Source organism: Streptomyces sp. MMG1533, from assembly GCF_001279775.1.
In the GTDB taxonomy this organism is placed as follows: domain Bacteria; phylum Actinomycetota; class Actinomycetes; order Streptomycetales; family Streptomycetaceae; genus Streptomyces.
In genome coordinates, this window is record NZ_LGDG01000065.1 from 1 (window position 1) to 6,476 (window position 6,476).

7 protein-coding genes are annotated in these 6,476 nt (G+C 70.7%); 3 read left to right on the plus strand and 4 right to left on the minus strand.

Going from position 1 to position 6,476, the window contains the following annotated elements:
• The 3 genes from ADK57_RS50995 to ADK57_RS10440 form a co-directional block, all read right to left on the minus strand.
• Positions 1-341: hypothetical protein (locus ADK57_RS50995; protein ID WP_234390104.1), on the minus strand; the 341-nt coding region annotated here is incomplete at its 3' end.
• A gap of 72 nt (positions 342-413) precedes the next feature.
• Positions 414-947, minus strand: coding sequence for a GNAT family N-acetyltransferase (locus ADK57_RS10435; protein WP_053749114.1), 534 nt, complete (start codon positions 945-947; stop codon positions 414-416).
• Between the two features lie 76 nt (positions 948-1,023).
• Positions 1,024-1,926: a D-alanyl-D-alanine carboxypeptidase family protein gene (locus ADK57_RS10440; RefSeq protein ID WP_078973053.1), complete on the minus strand. Its 903-nt coding sequence runs from the start codon at positions 1,924-1,926 to the stop codon at positions 1,024-1,026.
• Between the two features lie 222 nt (positions 1,927-2,148).
• Here ADK57_RS10440 and ADK57_RS10445 point away from each other — a divergent pair, with 222 nt between their 5' ends.
• Entirely contained in the window at positions 2,149-2,799 is a 651-nt protein-coding gene (locus ADK57_RS10445) for a GntR family transcriptional regulator (RefSeq protein ID WP_053749119.1), read from the plus strand.
• 50 nt (positions 2,800-2,849) lie between these two features.
• On the plus strand, positions 2,850-4,097 hold the full coding sequence (locus ADK57_RS10450; RefSeq protein WP_234390108.1) for an MFS transporter: 1,248 nt from the start codon (positions 2,850-2,852) through the stop codon (positions 4,095-4,097).
• A gap of 125 nt (positions 4,098-4,222) precedes the next feature.
• Here the strand turns inward: ADK57_RS10450 and ADK57_RS10455 are convergent, their stop codons facing one another.
• The gene (locus ADK57_RS10455; RefSeq protein WP_053749117.1) at positions 4,223-5,047 is read right to left on the minus strand and encodes a maleylpyruvate isomerase family mycothiol-dependent enzyme; all 825 of its coding nucleotides are present in this window, start codon (positions 5,045-5,047) and stop codon (positions 4,223-4,225) included.
• A gap of 181 nt (positions 5,048-5,228) precedes the next feature.
• Here ADK57_RS10455 and ADK57_RS10460 point away from each other — a divergent pair, with 181 nt between their 5' ends.
• Entirely contained in the window at positions 5,229-6,023 is a 795-nt protein-coding gene (locus tag ADK57_RS10460) for a carbon-nitrogen family hydrolase (RefSeq protein WP_053749118.1), read from the plus strand.
• Positions 6,024-6,476: the final 453 nt, after the last annotated feature.

Genomic DNA, 6,476 nt, shown 5'->3' on the forward strand with positions numbered 1-6,476 from the left:
ATGCAGGGGCGGTTGGGGGTGGGGGTGGGGGTGCTGGGGGTGCCCCGCCTGCTGAGGTGCCTGGTACGGCGGCTGGGGCGCCTGGGGCTGCGGGACTTGGTGCGGCGGGACTTGGGGCTGCTGATACGGCCCGTATGGCCCGTACTGCCCGTACGGGCCCTGCTGTCCGTACGGCGCCTGCGGAGCTTGCTGTCCGTACGGCCCTTGTTGTCCGTACGGCCCTTGCGGCCCTTGCTGTCCGTACGGCCCGGGCTCCTGCGGCGGCACAGGCGGGTGCGACATGAGTGTTCTTCTCCTTCGGGTCCTTCGAGTGAGGCGAGGGGCTCGCATGACCATGCCACGTGCCACGGACCGACAGTCGTACCGGTGTTGTGTTGTGGCAGGGTCCGCGCGAGGCCCACACACGGGACCGGTCACAAGGAGACGTCGAGCCGCAGCCGCACGTAGTCCGCGTCGGCCGGGCCGGGCCGTCGGTGGCCGTCCGGGTGCCAGCCGTGGTGGGTGTAGAAGGCGTGGGCGCGGGTGTTGCGTTCCCAGGCCTCGAGGACGCCGGTGTGCAGGGAGGCCTCGCGCAGGAAACGGACGTAGGCGGCGTGCAGCGTGCCGCCGACGCCCTGCCCCCAGCAGTCGGGGCGGACATGGATCTGGTGCAACTGGCCCACGGTCGCGGCGTCCACGTCGGCGTCCACGGGCAGACCCATCGCCACCACGCCCGTCAACTCGCCGCCCCGCACGGCGCAGATCACCCTTCGGGTGTCGCCCCGGACGGCTCGCTGCCAGGCCGCCCGGCGCCGGGACCACGCCTCGGGGGAGGTGAGTTCCGTGTCCGAGCAGCCGCCCGCGCGGTAGTACGCGGCGCGGGCCTCGGTGTGCAGGTCGGTGATGGCGTCCAAGTCGGCGGGGCGCGCGGGGCGGAGACCGGTCCCGGGTGTCGTCACGGCCGACATGATGAAGGGCCCTCCGCCGGTGGCGAGGGGCCCTTTACTCAAATATGCCGGATGGTTGGCGAACGTGGGCCGGGGGTCAGCCGAGCTTGGCGAAGCCGTAGTTCAGGAGCTTCGTCGCGTCCGTCGCACGCTGGGAGGCGCTCGTGGAGGCGAGGACCGTGCCGATGACCGTCTTGCCGTTGCGGGTGGCGGCGAAGACGAGGCAGTACTTGGCTTCGGTGCCGGAGCCGGTCTTGACGCCGATCGTGCCGCTGTAGCTGCTGAGGAGGGTGTTGGTGTTCGTCCACGTCGGCATGGTGCGGGTGCTGCCGGTCTTGGTGATCGTCTTCGCGGTGTACGACTTCGTCTTGACGACCGTGCGGAACGTGGAGTTCTTCATCGCGCTGCTGGCGAGCTTCGTCAGGTCCTTCGGCGTCGAGTAGTTCGCGCCGTTGCCGATGCCGTCGAACGAGTCGAAGTGCGTGTTCGTCAGGCCGAGGTTCTTCGCCTGGCTGTTCATCTTGCCGATGAACGACTTCACGCGCGCCGCACGCGTCGAGCCCGAGCCGAACTTGTCGGCGAGCGCGTACGCGGCGTCGCAGCCGGACGGCAGCATCAGCCCGTACAGCAGCTGGCGGACGGTGACCTTGTCGCCGACGATCAGGCGAGCCGAGGAGGCGCCCTTCGACACGATGTAGTCGCTGTACGCCTTCTGGATCGTGACCTTGGCGTCGAGGTTGAGGTTCGACTGCGCGAGCACCACCTTGGCGGTCATGATCTTCGTGGTGGAGCCGGTGGAGCGCTTGGTGTTCGCGGCCTTGCTGTACAGCCCCGCGCCGTTCGCGTTGTTCATCACGTAGCCGCCCTTGGCGACGATCGTGGGCGCGGTGACGGCCTGCGCGGGTGCCGCGGTGAGGGCTCCGGACGCGAGCATGGCGCCTGCGGTCACGGTGACGGCGGCGGCTCGGCGGAAGCGGACAACCTGGAAGCCGTCCTTGATGCCGGTTATCAACTGAGATACCCCGATTGTGTCGAATGCGCCTGGAGTGCGGCCGGGTTGAGGCATGCGAAGAGATTGGGGCCGCAGGTGTGTGACACGTAACTAGCACAGAAGGTTGTGCGGTTGCTGGGGCGGGTTCCCGTTCTTTGCCCGCCGATGTGACTCCGTTCCGCATGCTGGACGGTCGCCATCATGCGTACGTGTTGTATCTAAGCTGTGGGCATGAGCCTGGCCGTCAAGCACCCGCCCGCCGCCGACCGTGTGTACTCCCACGTCAAGCAGGGTGTCCTGGACCGTCGTTACGAGGGCGGCACCCTCCTCACCGAGGGCGAGCTCGCCGAGGCCGTGGGGGTCTCCCGCACGCCCGTGCGAGAGGCGCTGCTGCGGCTGGAGGTGGAAGGGCTGATCAAGCTCTACCCGAAAAAGGGAGCGCTCGTCCTGCCCGTCTCCGCCCAGGAGATCAAGGACGTCGTCGAGACCCGGCTGCTGGTCGAGGAGCACGCGGCGCGGAAGGCCGTACCGGCCCCCGCCAAACTCATCGAGCGGCTGGAGGAGTTGCTCGCCCAGCAGAAGGCGCAGGCCGCCGCCGGTGATCTCGCCGCCGCCGCCGTCACCGACCGCTGCTTCCACGCCGAGATCGTCCGCAGCGGGGGGAACGACATCCTCTCCCGGCTCTACGACCAGCTCCGCGACCGGCAGTTGCGCATGGGCGTCGCCGTCCTGCACTCCCACCCCGACCGCATCGCCAAGACCCTCGTCGAGCACGAGGAGATCCTCGAGGCGCTGCGCTCCGGGGACGCGGAGGCCGCCGTCGGCGTCGTCCACCGGCACGTCGGCTGGTTCTCCCATCTGGCGCGGGGGGAGGTCCTGTGAGCTCGTCGTCGGTCACCCTGCCGGGTGACCCGCCGGGCGGGCGGCGCGCCATGGCCGTCTGGGGCACGGGCGTCTCCGTCTACTTCGTCGCCGTCATCTTCCGCACGTCCCTCGGGGTCGCCGGCCTCGACGCCGCCGACAGATTCCATGTCAACGCCTCCGCGCTGTCGACCTTCTCGATCCTCCAGCTCCTCGTCTACGCGGGCATGCAGATCCCCGTCGGCCTGCTGGTGGACCGGCTCGGCACGAAGAAGGTGCTGGGCCTGGGAGTCGTTCTCTTCACGGCCGGACAGCTCGGCTTCGCCTTCTCGCCGTCGTACGGCATGGCCCTCGCCTCGCGCGCGCTGCTCGGCTGCGGTGACGCGATGACCTTCATCAGCGTGCTGCGGCTCGGCAGCCGCTGGTTCCCGGCCCGACGCGGCCCACTGGTCGCGCAGCTCGCGGGCCTGGCCGGCATGGCGGGCAACCTGGTCTCCACCCTCGTACTGGCAAGGCTGCTGCACGGCATCGGCTGGACGGCGGCCTTCGCGGGCAGCGCGCTCGCGGGTGTCGTCGTGTTCGTGCTGCTCCTGCTGTTTCTGAAGGACCATCCCGAGGGGCACGAGCCGGAGCCGTTCCCGCATCAGGGGGCGGCTTACGTACGGCGGCAGATCGCCGCGTCCTGGCGGGAGCCGGGGACGCGGCTCGGGCTGTGGGTGCACTTCACGACCCAGTTCCCGGCGATGGTGTTCCTGCTGCTGTGGGGCATGCCGTTCCTGGTCGAGGCGCAGGGGTTGTCCCGGGCCGTGGCGGGGGAGCTGCTGACGCTCGTCGTGCTGTCCAACATGATGGTCGGGCTGGTGTACGGGGAGGTCGTCGCCCGGCATCACGCGGCGCGGTTGCCGCTCGCGCTGGGGACCGTGGGGGCGACGGCGCTGATGTGGGCCGTGACGCTGGCCTATCCCGGCGAGCACGCGCCGATGTGGCTGTTGGTCGTACTGTGCACGGTGCTGGGTGCGTGCGGGCCGGCGTCGATGCTCGGCTTCGACTTCGCCCGGCCGGCGAATCCGCCGGAGCGGCAGGGGACGGCGTCCGGGATCACGAACATGGGGGGTTTTGTCGCCTCGATGACGACTCTGTTCGCGATCGGGGTGCTGTTGGACGCGACCGGGGACGACTATCGCATCGCGTTCTCCGTGGTGTTCGTGCTCCAGGCGGTCGGGGTGAGCCAGATTCTGCGGTTGCGGAAGCGGGCGGCCCGGCGGGAGCGGGAGCGGTTGGTGGCGAGTCGGGTGGAGACGGTGCACGTGCCGGCGTAAGGCACCCGGCGCTGGGGCTGGGGCTGGGGCTGGGGGCGGGGCGCGCGGCCCGATCGCCGGCGGGTGCTGCCCGCGCCCACCCGTGCCGCCCCAGCGGCACGACTGCCCGCGGCTGGACGAACCGGCTACGGCGTCAGGGTGAAGTTGCGCAGGATCGCCTCCGTCAGCGCGGGGTCCCCCTCCGCCTTCACCCGGTCCGCGACCGCCTCCGGCGTCACTCGGCCGCAGGCGAGGCGGACGTAGGTCTCCCAGTCGAGGGTGAGGGTGGCGGCCGGGCCGAGGGCGGGGGCCGTTTCGAGGGTGCCGCGGCCCTGGATGTCCACGCGGATCGTACGCAGGAACTCGATGGGGCCGTGCACGTCGAAGACGATCGCCGAGCTGCGCGGGGCGTCGGCCTTGACCGCCACGATGTCGGGGAGCGCGGCGAGCAGCACGTCACGGGCGATGTGCGCGCCGGGGGAGTCGAGGTTGCCGGGGCGGCCGAGGGCGGCGCGCAGGTCCTGTTCGTGCACCCACACGTTGAACGCGTGGCCCCGCATGGCCTCTTCGAGGGTGAGCTCGGTGCCGACGTGGCCGCGCACCTTGGTGCCGGGGTCGCGCGACTCGTTGCGCAGCTGGCGGTTGCGGCGGATGATCACGTACTCCAGCTCGGAGGTCATCTCCGGCGCCGTGTGGTGACGGCGGACGTCGACCTGCATCTCCATGTAGCGCTGGTGCTCGTTGGTGACGTGGAACAGGTCGCGCGGCAGCGTGTGGATGGGGCGCGGGTCGCCCAGCATCTCGCAGTCCAGGCCGATGACGTGGGAGACGACGTCACGGACCGACCAGCCGGGGCAGGGCGTGCGTCGATTCCACTCGCCCTCCACAAGCGGCTGCACCAGTTCTGATATCGCTTCGATGGAGTGGGTCCAGGCGTCGGCGTAGGACTGGAGGGTGGGATGCAGACTCACGGAACGGGACCCCTCGGCGGTCGGTACTCGGGTGGTGGTGGCGGCGTCGTTGCCTGCGGGAGGTGGCTGTCGGCGGGTGTCTTGGAACGCTAAGTTACGCTGCTCTGGGGCACCCCGGCAGTGCTTTCGTGTGACGATCGTAGGCCCGTGTGGACGGCTCGAATGCCAGGACGGTGGTAGTGTGCGCGCCTCTTTGATCCAGATCGCCGTGGACGAGGGCGAATTGGTCGATTCCCGTCGGCGGCGCGTGGCCTCGCTGGTACGGGATCAGGCGGGCGCCGACCTCGTCGTACTGCCCGAGTTGTGGACCACCGGGGCGTTCGCCTTCGAGGAGTTCGGGAGCGAGGCCGAGCCGCTTGAGGGGCCGACCTACGAGGCCATGGCGAAGGCGGCGAGTGACACGGGCGTGTGGCTGCACGCGGGTTCGATTCCGGAGCGCGCCCCGGATGGGACGCTCTACAACACCTCCCTCGTCTTCTCTCCCTCCGGCGACCTTGCCGCCTCCTACCGCAAGATCCACCGGTTCGGCTTCGACAAGGGCGAGGCCGTGCTGATGGGTGCGGGCGAGGACCTGGTGACGGTGCGTCTGCCGGACACGACCGTCGGTCTGGCGACCTGCTACGACCTCCGTTTCCCCGAACTCTTCCGCGGTCTCGTCGACGCCGGTGCCGAGATCCTGGTCGTCCCTGCGGGGTGGCCGGAGCGTCGGCGGGCGCACTGGACGCTGCTGGCTCAGGCGCGGGCGGTGGAGAACCAGGCGTTCGTGCTCGCGTGTGGAACGGCTGGGACGCACGCCCGAGTTCCGCAGGCCGGTCACTCGATCGTGGTGGATCCGTGGGGCGAGGTGCTGGCGGAGGCCGGGGCCGACGAGGAGGTCCTCACGGTGGACTTCGACCCCGGGAAGGTCGCGACGACCCGCGAGCAGTTCCCGGCACTCAAGGACCGGGTGCTGGGGCTGGCGACGCCGCGTCACTGAGGCCGGGGGTCGGTGGTCGCAGCCTTTGTTCCTCGCCCCCGCCGCCCCTACCCGTCCCATCCTCCAGGGGCTCCGCCCCTTCGACCCCGGCGGGGGCTGCGCCCCTTCGACCCCGCCAGGGGCTCCGCCCCTTCGACCCCGGCGGGGGCTGCGCCCCCTGCACCCCTTGGGCTGCGCCTCTCGATCCCGGCGGGGATTGCCTCCCGTGCACCCCGGCGGGGATTGCCTCCCGTGCACCCCGGTGGGGGCTGCGTCCCGTGCACCTCGGTGGGGACTGTGTCCCGTGCACCTCGGTGGGGACTGTGTCCCGTGCACCTCGGTGGGGACTGTGTCCCGTGCACCCCGGTGGGGACTGTGTCCCGTGCACCCCGGCGGGGATTGCCCCCTGCCCCCCTCCCGGGATTGCCCCCTGCCCCCCTCCCGGGACTGCCCCCTCCCCCCCCCTCCCGGGGC

Coding starts and splice junctions, on each gene's coding strand:
- ADK57_RS10450 (WP_234390108.1), top strand. CDS start 2,850: ATGGCCGTCTGGGGCACGGGCGTCTCCGTCTACTTCGTCGCCGTCATC.
- ADK57_RS10445 (WP_053749119.1), top strand. CDS start 2,149: ATGAGCCTGGCCGTCAAGCACCCGCCCGCCGCCGACCGTGTGTACTCC.
- ADK57_RS10435 (WP_053749114.1), bottom strand. CDS start 947: ATGTCGGCCGTGACGACACCCGGGACCGGTCTCCGCCCCGCGCGCCCC.